This is a genomic window from Streptomyces sp. NPDC093085 (assembly GCF_040683935.1).
GTDB lineage: Bacteria > Actinomycetota > Actinomycetes > Streptomycetales > Streptomycetaceae > Streptomyces.
The window spans coordinates 25,394-44,119 of the sequence record NZ_JBFBFB010000022.1; the positions used below are offsets into that span (position 1 = coordinate 25,394).

Below are 18,726 nucleotides of genomic sequence, written 5' to 3' on the forward strand. Positions count from 1 at the left end.
CACTCAGGGGGCGGCGGTGGCCGCCTTGCCGGTGTGCTGGTCGCGCGCCTGCCAACGCGCGTAGATTTTCAGCAGTGGGTGGATCCGGTACGGACCGGGCGGCCCCTCTTCGAGCAGCCCCGCGTCCGCGAGCCGTTCCAGCGTCTCCTCGGCCTCCGCCGAGTCGCCGAAGGCGTCGACGGGGACCAGCAGCCCTTCCCGGAAGCCGAGCCGGCCGAAGGCCTCGCGGCGGGGCGGGTCCAGCCGGTCGAGCGCCGCGCCGAACACCCGGGGGACGGACATCCGGGGGTCGTCGGCGAGGGAGAGCCGGGCGGGCGGGTCCTCGGCCAGCCAGCGGACACAGTCCTCGATCCGCAGCCCGGGGCGGGTCAGCAGCCGGGCGGCGGCGATCCGCAGGCTGAGCGGGAAGTGGCCGCAGACGTCGGCGAGTTCACCGGCGGCGGCCGGTTCAGCCGCCACCCGTTCGGCGCCGAGGGTGGCGGTGAGGAGTTGCCGGGACTCGGCGGGGGCGAGCGGGGCGAGCCGGTGGACGGTGCCGCCGTGGGTGGCCATCAGCCCGGCGAGTCCGCGCCGGCTGGTGACGATCACGGCGGCGCCGGGCACCGTGGCGAGCAGCGGGCGGACCTGGTCGGCGGTGGTGACATCGTCGAGGACGAGCAGGGCGCCGGCGCTCACCGCCCCGGGGTCCGGCAGCCGGGCCAGGGCCTCGTCGGCGGTGAGCGGGGTGCCGTCGAGGTGGTTCATGGCGACGAAGGTGACACCGCCGGGGAAGTGGTCCTGGGTGTCGTGGGCGCACTGCCGGGCCAGCGCGCTCTTGCCGATGCCGGGGGCGCCGGAGACCACCACGAGGGGGGCGCCGCCCGGGGCGGACGCGGTCAGCCGGGCCGTGAGCGCGGCACGTTCGGCGGCGCGCCCGGTGAAGGCGGGCACCGGCGCGACGGGAAGCACCGGACGAGCAACGGCCCCCGCGACCGCCGGGGCCGCCTGGGCCACCTGGGCCGCGGACGGCGGCGCGGCCGCGGGCGCCCCGGGGTGCGGATCGGCCCGTACGCCTTCCGGCGCTCCTTCCCCGCCCTCCTCCGTACGGCCGTCCGTCGCCGGGGCCAGGGCGGCGGCCCGGGACGGCGCGGCCAGCTCCAGGGGGTGCGGGGCCGGGTCGAGGGCGGCGGGGCCGAGGTCGTCGCCGCGCAGGATGGAGAGTTCGAGGCGCTGGAGGGAGGGGCCGGGGTCGATGCCCAGCTCCTCCTTCAGCCGCCCCTTCACGGCGCGGTATTCGGCGAGCGCCTCCGACTGGCGGCCCGTCCGGTACAGGGCCTCGATGAGCTGCTCGGAGAAACGTTCCCTCCCGGGGTGGCGGCGGGCGGCCTCCCAGAGGTCGACGAGGACCTGCCGGCACCGGCCGAGCATCAGCTCGATGTCGCAGGCCCGTTCGAGGGTGCGCAGCCGCTCCTCGGTGAGGACCGGCACCTCGTCGCGGTGGAGCATCGGGGACGGCACATTGGCGAGCAGCGGGCCCTGCCAGAGCGTCAGGGCCTCCTTGAGCCGGTAGAGCTCGCCCTCGGCGTCCCCGGCGGTGCCGGCCTCGCGGACCAGCGTCCGGAACCGCACCAGGTCGAGGGTGGCCGCGTCCACGTTCATCCGGTAGCCGCCGGGCACCGCCTCGATCACCTGGCCGGCGACACCGTACTTGACGAAGATCCGGCGCAGCCTGAGCACACAGCTCTGGAGCGCGGCCCTCGCCGTGGCCGGATGGTCGTCGTCCCACAGGGCGCGCAGCAGATAGCCGGTGGAGACGACGGTGCCGGGGTGGAGGAGCAGAGCCGCCAGCAGACTGGACGGCTTGGACGGTTTGAGCACAACAACGTCATGGCCCTCGGCAATGCTCAAAGGGCCCAGAAGCTGGAAACGCACGCGACCCCCGCTCCTCGTGTCAGCACTCGCGCCCGGGAAGCATGAAAGTACCGAAGTACGGGTACCCCACGCCGCCGGGACAGCCACAGAGCGAATTCCCTCGCTTTTTTCTGTGGTTCAGACCTCTGCCGGACCTCACGGATTTCCTACTCCCCCGTATCCGCTGTTCAACGGCGCGATACGTCCAAAAGTGCCTAGAGGAATTAACTGTGCTTTACCCACCCATGAACAACACCCAAATAATCCTGGAGGGTTTCGACAATGGCGGCGCCAAGATCTTGTCGGACATCCTAGTAACCCCCCGGCGGAAAGTCGACCCTGCCGCACACCTGTTGTTCGGTATTCCGTACGGAACATTCCTCCACGGCGTCCCGCAATCGGAAGGAAAACGCTTGTTGAGCATCAATACGATGCGCCCGTGCGAACACGCACAAAAAGGGAGGTCCCGAGGGGCGTCTGCTCCTCGGGACCTCTTTCCGGACCTTCCCCGGGCCCCTCTCGGCCCGCTACCCGGTGGCCGGATTTCAGTGGACCGGGGCGGTGGCCATCTCCGCGGCCTGCCGCAGCGCCTCGACCATGCTGCCCGCCTCGGCCCGGCCGGTCCCCGCGATGTCGAAGGCGGTGCCGTGGTCGACGGAGGTACGGATGACGGGGAGTCCGACGGTGAGGTTGACGCCCGCCTCGATGCCCATGACCTTGACGGGGCCGTGGCCCTGGTCGTGGTACATGGCGACGATCAGGTCGTAGTCGCCGCGCGAGGCGAGGAAGAAGGCGGTGTCGGCGGGGAGCGGGCCGACGGCGTCGATGCCGTCGGCGCGGAGCGTCTCGACGGCCGGGACGATCTTCTCGTCCTCCTCGCCGTAGCCGAAGAGGCCGTTCTCCCCGGCGTGCGGGTTGATCCCGCAGACGCCGATGACCGGGGCGGGGACACCGGCGCGGACCATCGCCTCGTGGCCGCGGCGCACGGTGCGTTCGACGAGGCCGGGTTCGATGCGGCGGACCGCGTCGATCAGCCCGATGTGCGTGGTGACATGAATGACCTTCACCTTCGGCGTGGAGAGCATCATCGACACCTCCTCGACCCCGGTGAGGTGGGCGAGGAGTTCGGTGTGTCCGGGGTAGAGATGACCGGCCGCGTGCAGGGCCTCCTTGTTGAGGGGGGCGGTGCAGATGCCGTGCACGGCGCCGGAGACGGCGAGTTCGGCGGCGACCCGTACGTACTGATAGGCGGCGTCGCCCGCCACGGCGGAGAGCCGCCCCCAGGGGAGGTCGACGGGGAGCAGTCCGAGGTCGATGACGTTGATACGGCCCGGGGTGAACTCGGCCTCGGCGGGGGCCTCGACGGGGACGATCTCGCAGTCGCGGGAGAGCAGCGCCGCTGCCTGGCGGAGCCGCCGGGCGTCGCCGACGACGACGGGGCGGCAGCGGGCCGCGGTGTCCGGGTGGAGCAGCGCGGGGACGATCACCTCGGGGCCGATGCCCGCGCCGTCGCCCATGGTGACCGCGATGACCGGGAGCGGCGGGACGGGGGTGCCGGCCGGTTGCCCGGCGGCGGTCGTCGGGGCTGCGTTCACAGGAACTCTCCTTGCGCTACGGGTGACTGGACGGACGGTTCGGCCGTCGCGGGGGGGCCCGCCCGGGCGCAGGGCGCGGGCGATCAGCAGCAGGGATCCGGTGTCGCCGTAACTCCCGGGGCGCGTGACGACCGTACGCCCGTCGTCGGCGCGCGACCGTACGGCGCCGTGGTGGATCTGCCCGGCCGGGGTCAGCCGGGTGATCCCGAGCGCGTCGAGCACGCTCCGGGCGGTCTCGCCGCCGGTGAGCACGAGGTCGGCGGGGGCACCGGGCCCGGTCCACGCCCCGGCGACGGCGCGCGCGAGCCCGGCCACGATCTGCCGGGCGGCGCCGGTCCGGAGTCCGTGGGCGCGGTCGACGCTGACGACGGTGATCCCGCCCGGCGCCAGGCCGAACGGCACCCGGGAGCCGGGCGCGGCGAGCGCCTCCGCCGACAGCGGGAGATGGCGCGCCCCGGTGGCGACGAGTTGCGCGATCTGCGCAACGGCGGCGGGTTCGGCGGTCCCGACCACGACGAGCAGGGGGCGTCCGTCGGTACGGGCGGGGCCGGGTGACGGGGCATCGGAAACGGCCCCGGGCGGCGCGGCGCGGGGCGCGGCCGGGGCGGCGCTCGGCACCGGACCGGCATCGGGGGCGACCTCGCCCGCGACACCGACGCCGGCCCCGGCCCCGGCCGACGACACGCCCGGCGCCCGTACGGCCAGGACAGGGCCCGGCGCCGGTCCGGCGCCGCAGGCGGTCTTCGGTGTCGGGCCGTCGGCGGGGGCGGACGGCCGGGTGTCCGGCGCGGGTCCGAGCGGGGTGGCGCCCGGCACGGCCGGCCCGGCCGCGAGCGCACGGCCCACCGCCGCAGCGAGGCCGCCGGTGCCCATCAGGCGTACCCCGGGGCCCAGTCGGAGCGCTGCGGCGGCGATCGCGTCCAGGTCCGCGTCGGTCTCCGCGTCGCATATCGGGTGGTGGCCCGTCGCGATCAGCGTGCGCAGGTGCTCCGTCAGGACGGCCACCGGGGTGCGGACGGCGGTGAGGGGGACCAGGGAGGTGGGGGTGGTGGCCAGGGCGGCGGCCACCGACGGCGGGGCGGGGCGGGGTTCCGCGCGCCAGGCGCCGGTCTCGTGGAGCGGGGTGCCGCGCAGGTGGACGACGCCGTCGCGGACGGTACGGCCCGCGACCGGGAGCGCGGGCGCGATGACGAGCCCGGCGGCGCCCCGCGCGTAGGCGGCGGTCTCGGTGGCGAGGTTGCCCCGGAGCAGGGAGTCGATCTTCTTGAGGAGGAGGGTGCCGGCGGCGGCGGACGCCACGGCCGCCGCCACGGCGCGCGCGGCCTCGGCGGGCACGAGGCGGCGGGTGTCGAGGTCCACCACGAGCGTCTCGCCAGGGCCGGGCGGCACGAAGTCCCCCGGACCCAGCAGGATCCGGGGCGGGCGGCCCCGGGCGCCGGGGGCCAGTACCGCCGCCGTCTCCGCCGCGCCGGAGAGGTCGTCGGCGAGGGCGAGCACCCGCCCCACGGAGGGAGCGGTGTCGCCGCGTGGCGCGTCGCCGGCCTGCTCTGGGAACACGGAAACCTCCTCGGGCGCCCCCGGCGGACCGCCTCGGTGGTCGATGATGACACAGCTTGCGCGAAGTGCGCGAGACCTCTTGCGCACTTCGCGCAATCGTGCCACCTTGTGCGGCGCGGCACCTGCTGGTGCGGGTCGCACCGGTCTCGTACCGGCCCGGCCGGACACCCCGGAACCCGAGAAGGTCGACGATGACCCCTACCCCTCGGAGCGCCCCTTCCGACGCTCCCCCGCACATGGCGCACAGAGCGCACGCGGCACATGCGACACATGCGGCACTCGCGGCGCACGCGGCGCACCCCGAGATCGGCCGCCGCACCCTGCTGCGCTGGGGTGCCCTCGGCGGCGCCGGTCTCGCCCTCGCCCCGCTCTCCGCCTGCGCGGGCCCCACCGGCGCCCCGGGCCCCGGCACCCTCACCCTCGGTCTCAACCGCTCGCTGGTGAGCCTGGACAACAAGCTCAACCAGTTCGACGCCGCCGTCACCGTGCAGCGCGCCGTACGGCAGGCGCTCACCCGGATCGGCCCCGGCATGAAGCCCCGTCTGGTGCTCGCCGACCGCTTCGCTATGACGGAGCCCACCGTCTGGACGGTCCGGCTCCGCCAGGGCGTCCACTACTCCGACGGCTCCCCCGTCACCGTCGAGGACGTCGCCACCGCCCTCGCGATGTACGGCAAGGTCAACGGCTCCTTCCTGCTCGGCCTCTTCCCCGAACTGCCCACCGTCGAGAAGACCGGGCCCCGCACCTTCCTCCTCCACACCGGGAAGCCCGTGCCGGTCCTCGACCGGCTGATGGCCAACATCCACATCACCCCGGCCGCCGCCAACCGCCCCGAGGAGCTGCGCTCGGGGCTGGGCTCCGGTCCCTACCGGGTGCTCGGCGCCGACGCGGGCGCCGGTGAGTACACCCTCGGCCGCAACCCGCGCTACTGGGGACCCCGGCCCCGTATCGACACCGTACGGGTGCGTTTCGTCCCCGAGGAGTCCGGCCGGGTCGTCGCCCTGCGGAGCGGGGAACTCGATGTCGTCGACACCCTCACCCCCGACTCGGCCGAACAGCTCACCGGGCTCCCCGGGGTACGGGTCGAGCAGACCGCCGGGGTCCGGATGTGCCAGCTCTTCTACAACTTCCGCAAACCGCGCGGCACTCCGCTCGCCGATTCCCGGGTGCGCCGGGCGCTCTCGTACGCGATCGACGGCGCGGCCCTGGTGGACGGGGTGCTCAGCGGCTCCGCCGAGGAGGCCGGCGGGGTGGTGCCGCTCGCCCTCGAAGGCGCGGTGCGCACCGGCGCGTACAGCTACGACCCGCGCCGGGCCCGCGCGCTGCTCCGCTCGCTCGGCGCGGCGGATCTGCGGCTCAGGATCATCTGGGAGTCCGGCGAGTTCGCCGCCGACGCCTCGGTGATGGAGGCGGTCGTGGACATGCTCGGTTCGGTCGGGGTGCGCGCCACGCTCCGGCAGTTCGAACCGGGTGGCGACATCCTCGCCTGGCGGCAGGGGCGCGCCGGCGACTGGGACGTCATCGGCAACGGCTACGGCAGCCCCACCGGCCAGGCGCTCACCATGCTCCAGGGGATGTACGGCGGCACCGCGGCGAAGGACCGTACCGGCGACGCCTTCATGGGGTACGTCGTCCCGGCGGTCGAGCGGCGGCTCACCGCCGCCGCCACCCAGGTGGACGACGCCGAGCGGAACCGGCAGCTCGCCGTGGTGCAGCAGGCCGTCTGGGAGACCTGGCCCAGCCTCTGGGCGTTCGCGCCCAAGACGCTGCTGGCCCGCCGGGAACGGGTGCGCGGTCTGTCGCTGCTGCCGATCAACTCGTACGACCTGGCCGCCGTCCGGCTGGAGGGCTGAGCCGTGCCGACCTATCTCGCCCGCCGCCTCGGCCAGAGCCTGCTGACCGTCTTCCTCACCCTCACCACCGTCTTCCTGCTGGTGCGCCTCGCGCCGGGCGATCCGGCCGCCGCGTACGCCGGGCCCAACGCGACCAGCGCCGATCTCGCCCGGGTCCGGGAGGTGTTCGGCCTGGACCGGCCGCTGTTCACGCAGTACGGGATCTTCCTGCGCGAGCTGTTCACCGGCGACCTGGGGACCAGCTACTCCTTCCGCGCCCCGGCCCTCGATGTCGTGCTGGACCGGATGCCGTACACCGTCACCCTCGCCGTCTCCGCGATCGCGGTCACCACCGTGGTCGCGGTGCCGCTCGGGGTGTGGATGGCGCGCCGGGCCGGCACCAAGCGCGAACTGGGCGCGAATGTGCTGACCATCGCCGGTCAGTCCATGCCGGATTTCTGGACCGGGGTGATGCTGCTGACCGTCTTCGCGGTGGTGGTGCCCGTGCTGCCGGCCTCCGGGTTCACCTCCTGGAGCGGGCTCGTCCTGCCGACGCTCACCGTCGCGGTGCTCCAACTCGCCCTGGTCTCCCGGCTGGTACGGCGCGAGATGAGCGCCGCGCTCGACTCCCCGTACTTGACGGTGGCCCGCTCCCGGGGCCTCTCCGAGTCCGTCCTCATCTGGCGGTACGCCCTCGCCAACTCGGCGGTCCCACTGGTCACCGCCCTCGGCACCCGCTTCGCCGCGCTGCTCAACGGGGTCGTCGTGGTCGAGGTGGTCTTCGGCTGGCCCGGGGTCGGCTCGCTGGTGGTGCGGGCCCTGGAGACCAGGGACTATCCGCTGATCCAGGCGACCGTGCTGGTGACGGCGGTGCTCGCGATCCTCGTCCACCTCCTCGTCGATCTCACCTACCCGCTGCTCGATCCGCGGGTACGCCTCGGAAAGGCGGCCTGAGCCATGACCACCGCCCCTCCCACCGCCGCCTCCCCCGGCCCGCCGCCCGGCGCGCCCGGATCCGGGCGGGAGCGCGCCCGGCCGAGCGCGGTGACCGCCCGCGCGCTCGCCCGCGCCACCGCCACCCGGCGGCGGCGCGACGCCCGGATCAAGGTGTGGGCGGGCGCGGTCTGCACCGCGCTCGTCGTCCTCCCGGTCGCGCTCGCCCGGGTGCTGCCGCTGCCGGGCGCCGACGCGCAGGACCTCTCCCGGCGTCGGCTGCCGCCGCTCAGCGAGGGCCATCTCCTCGGCACCGACCAGCTCGGCCGGGATCTGCTCTCCCGGATCCTCCACGGCGGCCAGGTCTCGCTGACCGTCGGTATCCTCGCGGTCCTGGTCTCCGGGGTGATCGGGGTGGCGGCGGGCTCGGCGGCCGGGTTCTTCGGCGGCTGGGTCGACACGGTGGTCTCCCGGCTGCTGGAGGCGCAGCTCGCGCTGCCCCTGCTGATGATGCTGCTGCTCGTGGTGGCGCTCTTCGGGCCCTCGGTGCCCGTCATCACCGCGGTGATCGCCGTCGCCCAGTGGCCGGAGGTCGCCCGGCTCACCCGCTCGCTGGTCCTGGTGGAGCGGGAGAAACCGTATGTCGCGGCGGCCCGGGTGCTGGGGCTGCGCGGCTGGTCGGTCCTGGGCCGCCATGTCATCCCCAACATCATCCGCCCGGCCGGGCTCGTCGTCCTGCTGCTGCTCGCCCAGGCCGTACTGCTGGAGAGCGCGCTGAGCTTCCTGGGGGCGGGCCCGCAGCGGCCGTTCGCCACCTGGGGCAGGATCATCTCGGACGGCCAGGACTATCTGACCACCTCCTGGTGGCTGGTGACCCTGCCGGGGCTGACCATCGTGCTGCTCGTGGTCGGCGTCAACCTCATCGGCGACGGGCTGCGCGAGCGGACCCGTACGGTGCGGGCGCCGCGTGCCGCGCGCGCCGGGAAGGGAGCCTGAGCCATGGACCGTACGACGACCGCGACCGGCTCGGGGGCCGCCGCCGAGGAAGCCGGGACAGGGGCCGGAGCAGGGGGCGGGGTGCCGCTGCTGGAGGTCGAGGAGCTCCAGATCGAGCTGATCACCGCGCACGGGGTGGTGCGCGCCGTGGACGGGGTGAGCTTCACGGTGCGCCGGGGCGAGACCGTCACCCTGATCGGGGAATCCGGCTCCGGCAAGTCGACGACCGCGATGGGCGTGCTGCGGCTGCTGCCGGAGGGGCTGGCGGTGCTCTCGGGCGCGGTACGGATCGCCGGGCGCGATGTCCTCGCCGATCCGGCGGCGGCCCGCGCGGTCCGGGGCCGCACCGTCTCGCTGATCCCGCAGGACCCGATGACCGCGCTCAGCCCCGTCCACACCATCGGCCGCCAGCTCGGCGACGCGCTGCGGCTGCGCCACCCCGGGCTCTCCCGTACGGAGGTGCGGGAGCGCGGTACGGAGCTGCTCGCCCAGGTCCGTATCCCGCACCCCGGGACGCGGTGGACGGCGTATCCGCACCAGTTCTCCGGCGGCATGCTCCAGCGGATGCTGATCGCGATGGCGCTGGCCGGTGAGCCGGAGCTGCTGATCGCGGACGAGCCGACCTCCGCGCTCGACGCCACCGTGCAGGCGGGCGTGCTCGACCTGCTGATGGAGCTACAGGAACGGGAGTCCCTCGGGATGCTGATGATCACCCATGACCTGGGGGTGGCCCGGGTCGTCTCCGACCGTATCCATGTGATGCGGGACGGAGCGTTCGTGGAGTCGGGCCCCGCGGCCCGCATCGTGGACGCGCCGTCCGAGCCGTACACCCGCGCCCTGCTCGCCGCCGTGCCACGGCTGGGCCCCTGGGACGAGGACGCGCCGGACGGTGCCGCGCCGCACGGGGTGACGGCGTGAGCGCCCTGGGTGCCGGCGGCTCGGCGGCCGGGCACGCCGCGTCCGGCGAGGCGCCTCTGCTGAGCGTCGAGGACCTGGTGGTCGAGTACCCGACCGCGCGCGGCCCGCTCCGTGCCGTCGACGGGGTGAGCCTCACCCTGGAGCGCGGCGGCGCGCTCGCCGTCGTCGGCGAGTCGGGGTGCGGCAAGTCGACGCTCGCCCGTGCGCTGGTACGGCTGCTGCGCCCGGCGTCCGGCCGGATCCTGCTGGACGGTACGGATATCGCGGCGCTGCCGGAGCGGCGGCTGCGCCCGCTGCGGCGGCGGGTGCAGATGGTCTTCCAGGATCCGTACGGTTCGCTCGACCCGCATCTGACGGCCGAGCAGATCGTGGCCGAGCCGCTGCGGATCGCCGGGGAGGCGAACCGGGCGCGCCGGGCGCGGCGCGCGGCCGAGCTGCTGGACCGGGTGGGCCTGCCGGCCACCGCGCTGCACCGCAGACCGCCCGAGTTCTCCGGCGGGCAGCGCCAGCGCATCGGTATCGCCCGCGCGCTCGCCTCCCGCCCCGACCTGCTCGTGTGCGACGAGGCCACCTCGGCGCTCGATGTCTCCGTACAGGCCCAGGTCCTGGAGCTGTTGCGGGAGTTGCAGCGCGAGACGGGCATCGCCTATCTGGTCATCGCCCACCATCTCGGGGTGGTCGGGGAGATCTCCACCGATGTGGTGGTGATGCGCGCGGGCCGGGTCGTGGAGCGCGGCCCGACCGCCGGTGTGCTCGCCTCCCCGGCCGAGCCGTACACCCGGGCGCTGCGCCGGGCCGCCCTCGACCCCACCACGGTCCGGGGCGTCAAACCCCGTCACCTGCTCACCCCCGCACGCCACGCAGAGCCGGCCGGCGAGCCCGGCGCCCGTACGACGACCACCGCCGATGCCCCCGCGTCCCCCACCCCCGTACCGGAAGGCGATCTCCCGTGACCACCGGACCCGACACCCCCGGGCTCGTCCTGCCCGGCCTGCACCGTCCGCTCTCCCGGCTCGTGCTCGGCACGATGACCTTCGGTGACACCGTCGACCGGGCGGGCGCCGCCGCGATGCTCGACACCGCGCTGGACGCGGGCATCACCGGCGTCGACACGGCGAACGGCTACGCGGGCGGCGAGAGCGAGCGGATCCTCGCCACGCTGCTGCCGGGGCGCCGGGACCGGATCGTCCTGGCGACCAAGGCCGGTATCCCCCACCCGGACCAGGGCGGCCACGCCCCGCTCTCCGCCGCCGGGATGCGCGCCGCGCTGGAGGGCAGTCTGCGGCGGCTCGCCACCGACCATGTCGACCTGTTCTATCTCCACCAGCCGGACCGCTCCACGCCGGTCGAGGAAACCCTCGGCGCGGTCGCGGAGTTCGCCGCCGAGGGCAAGATCCTCGCCCTCGGCGTCTCCAACCACTCGGCCTGGCAGATCGCCGAACTCACCCGCGTGGCCGACGCGTCGGGCGCGCCGCGCCCGGTCGTAGCCCAGCAGCTGCACAACCTGCTGGCGCGCCGCCTTGAGGAGGAGTACGTCGAGTACGCGGCGGTCTCCGGGCTGCGCACCCTGGTCTACAACCCGCTCGGCGGCGGCCTGCTGACGGGGCGTCACTCCTTCGCCCGTACCCCGGAATCGGGCCGGTTCGGGGACTCCCGGCTGGCGGCGATGTACCGCGAACGGTACTGGGACCAGCGGCTGTTCGACGCGGTGGAGCGGCTGTCCGGGATCGCTTCCGAGGCCGGGATCCCGCTCACCGAACTGGCGCTGCGCTGGCTGCTGGAGCGCCCCTCCACCGACGCGCTGCTCCTCGGCGGCTCGCGCACCGAGCAGCTGCGGGCCAATATCGCCGCGGCGCAGGCGGGCCCGCTCGCTCCGGAGACCACCGCCGCCTGCGAGGAGGTCGGCGCGGCGCTCCGGGGCCCGATGCCCGCCTACCACCGCTGACCCCGCGCCCGTACCCGGGACCCGACGCCCCGGCACGGCCCACTCGGCACACCGACACCCGCCCCGACAATCGCCCCGACACCCAAGGAGAGTCCCGCCCATGACCCGCTCCACGCCCGGTACGCCCGCCGCCTTCGCCGCCGCGCTGCGCGCCCGTGAACGGCTGGTCGGCTACTGGTCCGTTCTCGACTCCCCGGTCTCCACCGAGCGCATCGCGCGTCTCGGTTACGACTATGTGGCGCTCGACGCGCAGCACGGTCTGATCGAGTACACCGGGCTGCTCGCCTCGCTCACCGCCATCGACACCAAGGGCTCCACCGCCGTCGGCCTGGTCCGGGTCGAGGCCAACGACCCCTCCCCCATCGGCCGGGCGCTGGACGCGGGCGCCGCCGGGGTGATCGTGCCGCTGGTCGACACGGCGCGGGACGCGGCGGACGCGGTGGCCGCCGTACGGTATCCGCCGGTCGGGCGGCGCTCGTACGGGCCGATGCGCTCGGCCCTGCGGATCGGCCCCCATCCGGCCGAGGCGCATGAGCAGACGGTGGTGCTCGCGATGATCGAAACCGCCGAGGGGCTGGCGAACGTCGCGGAGATCTGCGCCACCGAGGGGCTGGACGGGGTCTATGTGGGCCCCTCCGATCTGCGGATCGCCATCGGCGGTGCCACCTCGACGGACCCGGCGGTGGCCGACCGGTTCGAGGCCGCGCTGGTCACGGTGCGGGAGGCGGCAGCGGCGGCCGGGATCGCGGCGGGGATCCACAACGCGGACGGGGCGAGCGCGGCGGCGCGGCTGGCGCAGGGGTTCACCTTCGCGACGGTCTCCAGCGACCTGGCCCACCTGGAGCAGATCGCGGGCCGCCACCTCGCCGACGCGCTCCCGGACGCCGGCCGCGTGGACGGGAACGGCCCGGACGACGACGGCCAGGGCGGGGAGCCCCGATGACCTCGGCGCCGGGCGAGACGGGCGGCGCGGAGGGCGCGGACGGGGTGGTGCGCCCGCATCCCGCCGAGCCGGGGCGTGCCGAGGCGCTGCTGTCGGCGCCCGCCGTACAGAACCACGCGGCGAATCTGGCCCGGCTGCCCGGTGGCGACCTCGGCTGTGTCTGGTTCGCCGGGACGCAGGAGGGGGTGGGCGACATCTCCGTCTGGTTCGCGCGGCTGGCGCGGGAGGCCCCGGGGCCGGGCGGTGCGGCCTGGTCGGCGCCGGTCCGGCTCTCCGCCGACGCCACGCGCTCCGAGCAGAACCCGGTGCTCTTCGCGGCGCCCTCGGGCGCGTTGTGGCTGCTGCACACCGCGCAGCGGGCGGGCCGTCAGGACACGGCGGAGGTACGGTGCCGGGTGAGCCGGGACGCGGGGGCGACCTGGGAAGCGCCCCGGGTGCTCTTCCCCGCGACACCCGGCGGCGGGATCTTCGTCCGCCAGCCGGTGGCGGTGCTGCCGTCGGGGCGGTGGCTGCTGCCGGTCTTCCGCTGCCCCTCGGTGCCGGGCGAGCGCTGGTCCGGCGGGCGGGACACCAGCGCGGTGATGGTCAGCGACGACGCGGGCGCGAGCTGGACGGAGCGTCCGGTGCCCGGCTCCACCGGTCTGGTGCACATGAACGTCCATCCGCTGCCGGACGGGACGCTGATCGCGCTCTTCCGCAGCCGCCGGGCGGACGCGGTGCACCGGTCGGTCTCCCGGGACGAGGGGCTGACCTGGAGCGCGCCCGAGCCGCTGGCGGTGCCGAACAACAACTCCTCCGTCCAGTTCGTCCCGTTGGCCGACGGCCGGCTGGCGCTGGTCCACAACCCCAGCAGCGCGGCCGACGCCACCGAGCGCCGGGAGTCGCTGTACGACGAGATCGACGACGAGGGCGTACGGGAGGGAGCGGGCGTACCGGAGGGAGCGGCGCCGCCCACCGGTACGGCTCCGCAGACGGCCGGGACGCCCGGGGACGGAGGGGCCTTCTGGGGCGCCCCGCGCGCGCCGCTCTCGCTCTCGGTCTCCTCGGACGGCGGGGTGACCTGGCCGGTCCGCCACGACCTGGCGACCGGCGACGGCTACTGCCTGACGAACAACTCACGGGACGGGCTCAACCGGGAGCTGTCCTATCCGACCGTCGCCGCCGACGAGGACGGCACCCTGCATGTCGCGTTCACCCGGCACCGGCGCGCGATCCAGTACATCCGGCTGACCCCGGAGTGGACCGGCGCGCGCCTCTCCGGTTAGGCCGACGGGGCCCGGCGCGGCACGACGTCCTTGTTGACGTGGTACGTGAGCGGGGCGCCCGTCAGCACCTCCACCACGTTTCTCGCCGCCTTGGTGCGTATCTCCGCCTCGGAGTCCTCCGAGTACCAGGCGCAGTGCGGCGAGAGCAGGACGTTGGGGAGGGTGCGCAGCGGGTGTCCCGCCGGCAGCGGCTCGGTGGCGAACACATCGAGCCCGGCGCCCGCGATCCGCCCCGACTCCAGGGCGGCGACCAGCGCGTCCTGGTCGATCACCGGTCCCCGGGCGGTGTTGACGAGGTAGGCGGTCGGCTTCATCAGGGCGAACGCCTCGGCGCCCAGCAGCCCGGTGGTCTCGGGGGTGAGCGGGGTGTGGACCGAGACGAAGTCGGCGGCGCGCAGCAGGGTTTCGGTGTCGACCAGCTCCACGCCGAGGCCGGCCGCGACGGCGGGGTCCGCGTACGGGTCGCTGGCCAGGACCCGGAGCCCGAATCCGGCGAGTTTGCGGGCGACGTACTGCGGTATACGGCCGAATCCGAGCAGCCCGAGCGTCCGGCCGCGGAGCCGGAAGAGCGGGGCGGCCACGGTGTAGTCCCAGCCGTCCGCCGCCAGGGAGGCGCGGTAGGGGCCGAGTCCCCGGGCGAGCGCGAGGATCAGCGCCGAGGTGTGGTCGGAGACGTCCTCCAGGGAGCCGTCGGGGACGTTGGCGACGATGATCCCGGCGGCCGTGGCGGCGTCGACGTCGATGGTGTTGAGGCCGATGCCGTAGCGGGAGATGACCCGTACCTTCGGCAGCGCTCCGATCACCTCGGCGGTGAGCTGGGCGTACTGGTTGATGACGGCGTCGGCGCCGGCGCAGGCGGCGACGAGTTCTTCGGGGGTCCTCGCCTGGGCGGGGACGAGCCGGAAGCCGGCGCCCTCGATGACGGCGCGCTCGGGGGCGAGATCGGCGAACTCGTAGTCGGTGACGACGACGGTGGGGATGGCGGCGGTGGGGGTGGCGGCCGTGGACGTGGTCGCCGTGGAAGTCGTGGTGCTCATGGTGCCTTCCCGCCCCGCTCAGGCGCCGAAGCGCTGGTCGAGGTCCTGGTGGTGGGCGAGGTCGACCAGTTCGGTGAACTCGCCGTAGGTGTGCTGGGCCGGGCCGCCGAGCGGGGTGCCGGCCGCCTTGAGGTGGCCGAGGGCGTCGGCGACCGCGCGGGTGGCGGTGAAGAGGGTGGTGACGGCGTAGAGGACGACGGAGAAGCCGAGGTCCGTGAGGTCCTGGGCGGTGAGCCGGGTGGTCTCGTTGCCGTCGACGAGCGAGACGACCTTCGGTCCTTCGACGGCCTCGGCGACCGCCTCGACCTCGTGGATGTGCTTGATGCCGTCGACGAAGACGAGGTCGACCCCGGCCTCCTGGTAGGCGTGCGCGCGCCGGACCGCCTCGGTCACCCCGGCGGCGGGCAGCGCGTCGGTGCGGCCGATGACCAGCAGGTCGTCGTCGCCGCGCGCCTCGACAGCGCACCGCAGCCGCCGTACGTTCTCCGCCGCGTCCATGAGCCGGATCCCGGCCATCTGGCCGCAGCGCTTGGGGGCGATCTGGTCCTCCAGATGGATCGCGGCGACCCCGGCCTGGACGTACTCGCGCACTGTCCGCTCGATGTTGGAGGGGCCGCCGTATCCGGTGTCCGCGTCGGCGATGACCGGGATGGTGACGGCGCGGGTCATGTTGCGGGCGTGTTCGGTCATCTCGGTCTGGCTGAGCAGCCCGATGTCGGGGGTGCCGAGCCGGCCGGCGGTGGCGCCGAAGCCGGTCATGTAGACCGCCGGGAACCCGGCGGCCTGGACGAGCCGGGCGGTGAGGGAGTCGGGGGCGCCGGGGGCGCTGACGATGCCGGGGGCGTCGAGGAGGGTGCGCAAGGAAGCGGGCCGCTGCACAACGGGGCCTTTCGGTGGAGGGGTGGGCGCGGTCGGTGGACGGGGGGTCAGGCGCCGGCCGTCGGCTCGGGCTCCCTGCGGGGCGCACGCCGGTCCGGGGTGGGGGTGTGGTCGCGCGACAGGTTGAAGGCGAGGACGGCCGAGACGGCGCAGCCGATGAAGAGGTAGAGGGCGACGAGGTGCCAGGAGCCGTCCGTCAGCGTGGCGAGGGCGGCGGCGATGAAGGGGGTGAAGCCGCCCGCGATCGCGCTGGCGAACTGGTAGCCGACGCCCGCGCCGCTGTAGCGGTACTCGGCCCCGAACATCTCGGTGAAGAGCGGCTGCTGGACGCTGACCGCGAGGTCGTGGGCGACGTTGAAGAGCAGCACGGCGAGGATGACCGTGGCGATCTTCGAGCCGCTCTCCAGGGCGAGGAAGAAGGGGACGGCGAGGACGGCACCGGCGACCGCCCCGGTGAGGTAGACCCGGCGCCGGCCGATCCGGTCGGAGAGATAGGCGTACGCGGGGATGGTGAGGATGCCCAGCGCGCCCACGAGGAGGCCGACGTTGAGCATGAAGGGCCGCGAGTAACCGAGTTCGCTGGTCGCGTAGCTGAGGGCGAAGGCGGTGACGATGTACCCCGACACCAGCTCGACCAGGCGGAGCCCGAAGATCTGGGCGAAGGCGCGGGGGTGTTCGCGCAACGCCTCGACCAGCGGGATACGGCGCTTGCCCTGGGCCGCGGCGGTGGTCTCGGCCGCTTCGACCTGCTCCACGACCTGGGGGGCGTCCTGCACCCGGCTCCGTACCCAGAGCCCGATGGCGACGAGGACGACACTGGCGAGGAAGGGCACCCGCCAGCCCCAGGCGAGGAATTGCGCGTCGGTGGTGACACTGCTCATCAGCAGGACGAAGCCGGTCGCGATGACCAGCCCCACCGAGTAGCCGACCTGGACGCCGCTGCTGTAGAAGGCGCGCCGGGCCTTGGGCGCGCTCTCGACGGCCATCAGCGCGGCGCCGCCCCACTCGCCGCCGACCGCGAAGCCCTGGACGGCCCGGAGGACGACGAGGAGGAACGGGGCCCACCAGCCGATGGTGGCGTAGCCGGGCAGGAAGCCGATGAGGGTGGTCGCCGTGCCCATGATCACCATGGTGAGGACGAGCATCCGCTTGCGGCCGATCCGGTCGCCGAAGTGACCGAAGACGATGCCGCCGAGCGGGCGGAAGAGGAAGCCCACGCCGAAGGTGGCGAACGCGGCGAGGGTGCCGATGGCGGGGCTGACGTCGGGGAAGAACTCGGTGTTGAAGACCAGCGCGGCGACCAGCCCGTAGAGGATGAAGTCGTACCAGTCGATGACGGCGCCGGCGAAGCTGCCGAACGCGGCGCGGCGCGCCTGGCGCTCATCGGTCCCGCTGGACATGACGGGTGTGCTCATGGACACTCCATTGTGTTCGCTGAGCGAACTTTAGTGCGCTCTCCGAAACTCGGCTGAAACGTGACCGTAGATATGCCGGGGAAGGGTGTCAAGGGTCGTACCAGGAGCTTCTTCAGGGGCTCTCGCACAGGGCTCCCTCAGGGGGCTCCTATGATCGACGTGACCGAAAGGAGCCGGGGCATGGCGCCGCAGGAGCGGGGAGAGCATTTTCTTGAGTCGCTGGACCGGGGGCTCCAGGTGCTCCGCGCCTTCGACGCGCGCCATCAGCACCGGACGCTGACCGAGGTGGCCGAGGCCACCGGGCTCAGCCGGGCGACCACCCGGCGGATCCTGCTGACGCTGGCCGATCTGGGGTACGTGGCACAGAGCGGCCGGAGCTTCTCGCTCGCGCCGCGCGTGCTGGACTTCGGCTTCTCCTACCTGGCCAACCTGGGCGTGGCCGCCGTGGAGCCGTACATCCGGGAACTGAGCCGGGAGGTGGGCGAGTCGGTGCTGATGGCGGTGCTGGACGGGCACGACGTCCGGTATGTCGCGGGCGCCAACGCCCCGCGCACCCTCCATCTCCACATCCCGATCGGGGAGAGCTCACCGGCCCATGTCACCTCGGCGGGCCGGATCCTGCTGGCCCATCTCCCCCCGGCGGAGCTGGACGCGTATCTCCTGACGGCGGACATCCGCGCCTACACCCCGCACACGGTGACCGACCGGGCGGTCCTGCGGGAGCAGCTCACCACCGCGGCCGAGCGCGGCTGGTCCTGGTCGACGAGCGAACTCGACGTCGGAATGGCGGGCGTCGCGGTCCTGGTGCCGGGGGACGCCGCCCCGCCGACCGCGCTCTCCACGCTCTTCCCCGCCACCCGGTTCGCCCCGTCCGAGCTGGAGGAGACGGTCGTCGCCCCGCTGCGCGCCCAGGCGGAACGCATCGCGAAGGCCGCCCCGCCGCTCTGACGCCCGCGCCGCTCCGGATCCCCGCCCCCCGCCCCCCGGTCCCCGCTCCCGTGACGGCCGACGTCGGGGACGGCCGGCACGGGAGCGGCGGGTGTCACCGGAGCGGGATGTCCGCCCCGTGTTCGGCCTCGGGGCGCGGGCCGTGGATCCGGCGGTCGGCCTCGTCGATGGCGACGTCGTTGATGCTCGCCTCGCGGCGCCGCATGAGGCCGCGCTCGTCGAACTCCCAGAGTTCGTTGCCGTAACTGCGCCACCACCGGCCCGCGTCGTCGTGCCACTCGTACTGGAAGCGGACGGCGATCCGGTTCCCGTCGAACGACCAGAGGCTCTTGCGCAGCGCGTACTCCCGCTCACGCTCCCACTTGGCGGTCAGGAAGGCGACGATCTCCTCGCGCCCGCCGATGAACGTGTCCCGGTTCCGCCAGACCGAGTCGGGCGTGTACGCCAGGGCGACTCGCTCCGGGTCGCGCGTGTTCCACGCGTCCTCGGCCGCCTGGACCTTCCGCAGGGCGGTCTCGCGGGTGAACGGCGGGAACGGCGGGCGCTCTTCGGGCACGGAGGGGCCTCCTCGTA

General features: G+C 74.1%; 15 protein-coding genes. 9 read left to right on the forward strand and 6 right to left on the reverse strand.

Annotated features, from left to right (window positions below):
- Positions 1–3: 3 nt before the first annotated feature.
- Entirely contained in the window at positions 4–1,911 is a 1,908-nt protein-coding gene (locus tag AB0O07_RS34960) for a BTAD domain-containing putative transcriptional regulator (RefSeq protein WP_365641276.1), read from the reverse strand.
- Positions 1,912–2,435: 524 nt separating this feature from the next.
- Complete coding sequence (gene pdxA, locus AB0O07_RS34965; protein ID WP_365641279.1) at positions 2,436–5,042, reverse strand: 4-hydroxythreonine-4-phosphate dehydrogenase PdxA; 2,607 nt, start codon at positions 5,040–5,042, stop codon at positions 2,436–2,438.
- A gap of 236 nt (positions 5,043–5,278) precedes the next feature.
- Here pdxA and AB0O07_RS34970 point away from each other — a divergent pair, with 236 nt between their 5' ends.
- From AB0O07_RS34970 to AB0O07_RS35005, 8 genes are all read left to right on the forward strand, one after another.
- Positions 5,279–6,895 carry an ABC transporter substrate-binding protein gene (locus tag AB0O07_RS34970; protein ID WP_365641282.1) on the forward strand — a complete coding sequence of 539 codons (1,617 nt, stop codon included), beginning with the start codon at positions 5,279–5,281 and terminating at the stop codon, positions 6,893–6,895.
- 3 nt (positions 6,896–6,898) lie between these two features.
- Positions 6,899–7,828, forward strand: a complete 930-nt coding sequence (locus AB0O07_RS34975) for an ABC transporter permease (RefSeq protein ID WP_365641285.1) — start codon at positions 6,899–6,901, stop codon at positions 7,826–7,828.
- 3 nt (positions 7,829–7,831) lie between these two features.
- A complete protein-coding gene (locus AB0O07_RS34980; RefSeq protein ID WP_365641288.1) occupies positions 7,832–8,803 on the forward strand; it encodes an ABC transporter permease in 972 nt (323 codons plus the stop codon).
- Positions 8,804–8,806: 3 nt separating this feature from the next.
- On the forward strand, positions 8,807–9,721 hold the full coding sequence (locus AB0O07_RS34985) for an ABC transporter ATP-binding protein (RefSeq protein ID WP_365641291.1): 915 nt from the start codon (positions 8,807–8,809) through the stop codon (positions 9,719–9,721).
- Entirely contained in the window at positions 9,718–10,674 is a 957-nt protein-coding gene (locus AB0O07_RS34990; protein WP_365641293.1) for a dipeptide/oligopeptide/nickel ABC transporter ATP-binding protein, read from the forward strand. The genes AB0O07_RS34985 and AB0O07_RS34990 overlap by 4 nt, the downstream gene beginning before the upstream one ends.
- Positions 10,671–11,666, forward strand: a complete 996-nt coding sequence (locus tag AB0O07_RS34995) for an aldo/keto reductase (protein ID WP_365641296.1) — start codon at positions 10,671–10,673, stop codon at positions 11,664–11,666. The genes AB0O07_RS34990 and AB0O07_RS34995 overlap by 4 nt, the downstream gene beginning before the upstream one ends.
- 100 nt (positions 11,667–11,766) lie before the next feature.
- Entirely contained in the window at positions 11,767–12,609 is an 843-nt protein-coding gene (locus tag AB0O07_RS35000) for an aldolase/citrate lyase family protein (protein ID WP_365641298.1), read from the forward strand.
- The gene (locus tag AB0O07_RS35005; RefSeq protein ID WP_365641301.1) at positions 12,606–13,874 is read left to right on the forward strand and encodes an exo-alpha-sialidase; all 1,269 of its coding nucleotides are present in this window, start codon (positions 12,606–12,608) and stop codon (positions 13,872–13,874) included. The genes AB0O07_RS35000 and AB0O07_RS35005 overlap by 4 nt, the downstream gene beginning before the upstream one ends.
- Here the strand turns inward: AB0O07_RS35005 and AB0O07_RS35010 are convergent.
- The 3 genes from AB0O07_RS35010 to shiA are packed head-to-tail and all read right to left on the reverse strand — an operon-like array spanning position 13,871 to position 17,205.
- Positions 13,871–14,911, reverse strand: a complete 1,041-nt coding sequence (locus tag AB0O07_RS35010) for a C-terminal binding protein (RefSeq protein WP_365641302.1) — start codon at positions 14,909–14,911, stop codon at positions 13,871–13,873. The two genes, AB0O07_RS35005 and AB0O07_RS35010, sit on opposite strands and share 4 nt — an antisense overlap.
- 18 nt (positions 14,912–14,929) lie before the next feature.
- Positions 14,930–15,790, reverse strand: a complete 861-nt coding sequence (locus AB0O07_RS35015; RefSeq protein ID WP_365641305.1) for an isocitrate lyase/PEP mutase family protein — start codon at positions 15,788–15,790, stop codon at positions 14,930–14,932.
- Positions 15,791–15,837: 47 nt separating this feature from the next.
- Complete coding sequence (shiA, locus tag AB0O07_RS35020) at positions 15,838–17,205, reverse strand: shikimate transporter (protein ID WP_365641308.1); 1,368 nt, start codon at positions 17,203–17,205, stop codon at positions 15,838–15,840.
- Positions 17,206–17,385: 180 nt separating this feature from the next.
- On the opposite strand from shiA, the gene AB0O07_RS35025 reads away from it, so the two are divergent.
- Entirely contained in the window at positions 17,386–18,153 is a 768-nt protein-coding gene (locus AB0O07_RS35025) for an IclR family transcriptional regulator C-terminal domain-containing protein (protein ID WP_365641311.1), read from the forward strand.
- A 94-nt stretch (positions 18,154–18,247) separates the two neighbouring features.
- Here AB0O07_RS35025 and AB0O07_RS35030 read toward each other — a convergent pair whose 3' ends face one another.
- Positions 18,248–18,709 (reverse strand): nuclear transport factor 2 family protein, encoded by a 462-nt coding sequence (locus AB0O07_RS35030; RefSeq protein WP_365641314.1) that lies wholly within the window; start codon positions 18,707–18,709, stop codon positions 18,248–18,250.
- Positions 18,710–18,726 lie beyond the last annotated feature (17 nt).

What these genes read in the sequence shown, in the direction of transcription:
- AB0O07_RS34970 (WP_365641282.1), top strand. Translation starts at nt 5,279, where the DNA reads ATGGCGCACAGAGCGCACGCGGCACATGCGACACATGCGGCACTCGCG.
- AB0O07_RS35000 (WP_365641298.1), top strand. Translation starts at nt 11,767, where the DNA reads ATGACCCGCTCCACGCCCGGTACGCCCGCCGCCTTCGCCGCCGCGCTG.
- AB0O07_RS34980 (WP_365641288.1), top strand. Translation starts at nt 7,832, where the DNA reads ATGACCACCGCCCCTCCCACCGCCGCCTCCCCCGGCCCGCCGCCCGGC.
- AB0O07_RS35005 (WP_365641301.1), top strand. Translation starts at nt 12,606, where the DNA reads ATGACCTCGGCGCCGGGCGAGACGGGCGGCGCGGAGGGCGCGGACGGG.
- AB0O07_RS35025 (WP_365641311.1), top strand. Translation starts at nt 17,386, where the DNA reads ATGGCGCCGCAGGAGCGGGGAGAGCATTTTCTTGAGTCGCTGGACCGG.
- AB0O07_RS34985 (WP_365641291.1), top strand. Translation starts at nt 8,807, where the DNA reads ATGGACCGTACGACGACCGCGACCGGCTCGGGGGCCGCCGCCGAGGAA.
- shiA (WP_365641308.1), bottom strand. Translation starts at nt 17,205, where the DNA reads ATGAGCACACCCGTCATGTCCAGCGGGACCGATGAGCGCCAGGCGCGC.
- AB0O07_RS35010 (WP_365641302.1), bottom strand. Translation starts at nt 14,911, where the DNA reads ATGAGCACCACGACTTCCACGGCGACCACGTCCACGGCCGCCACCCCC.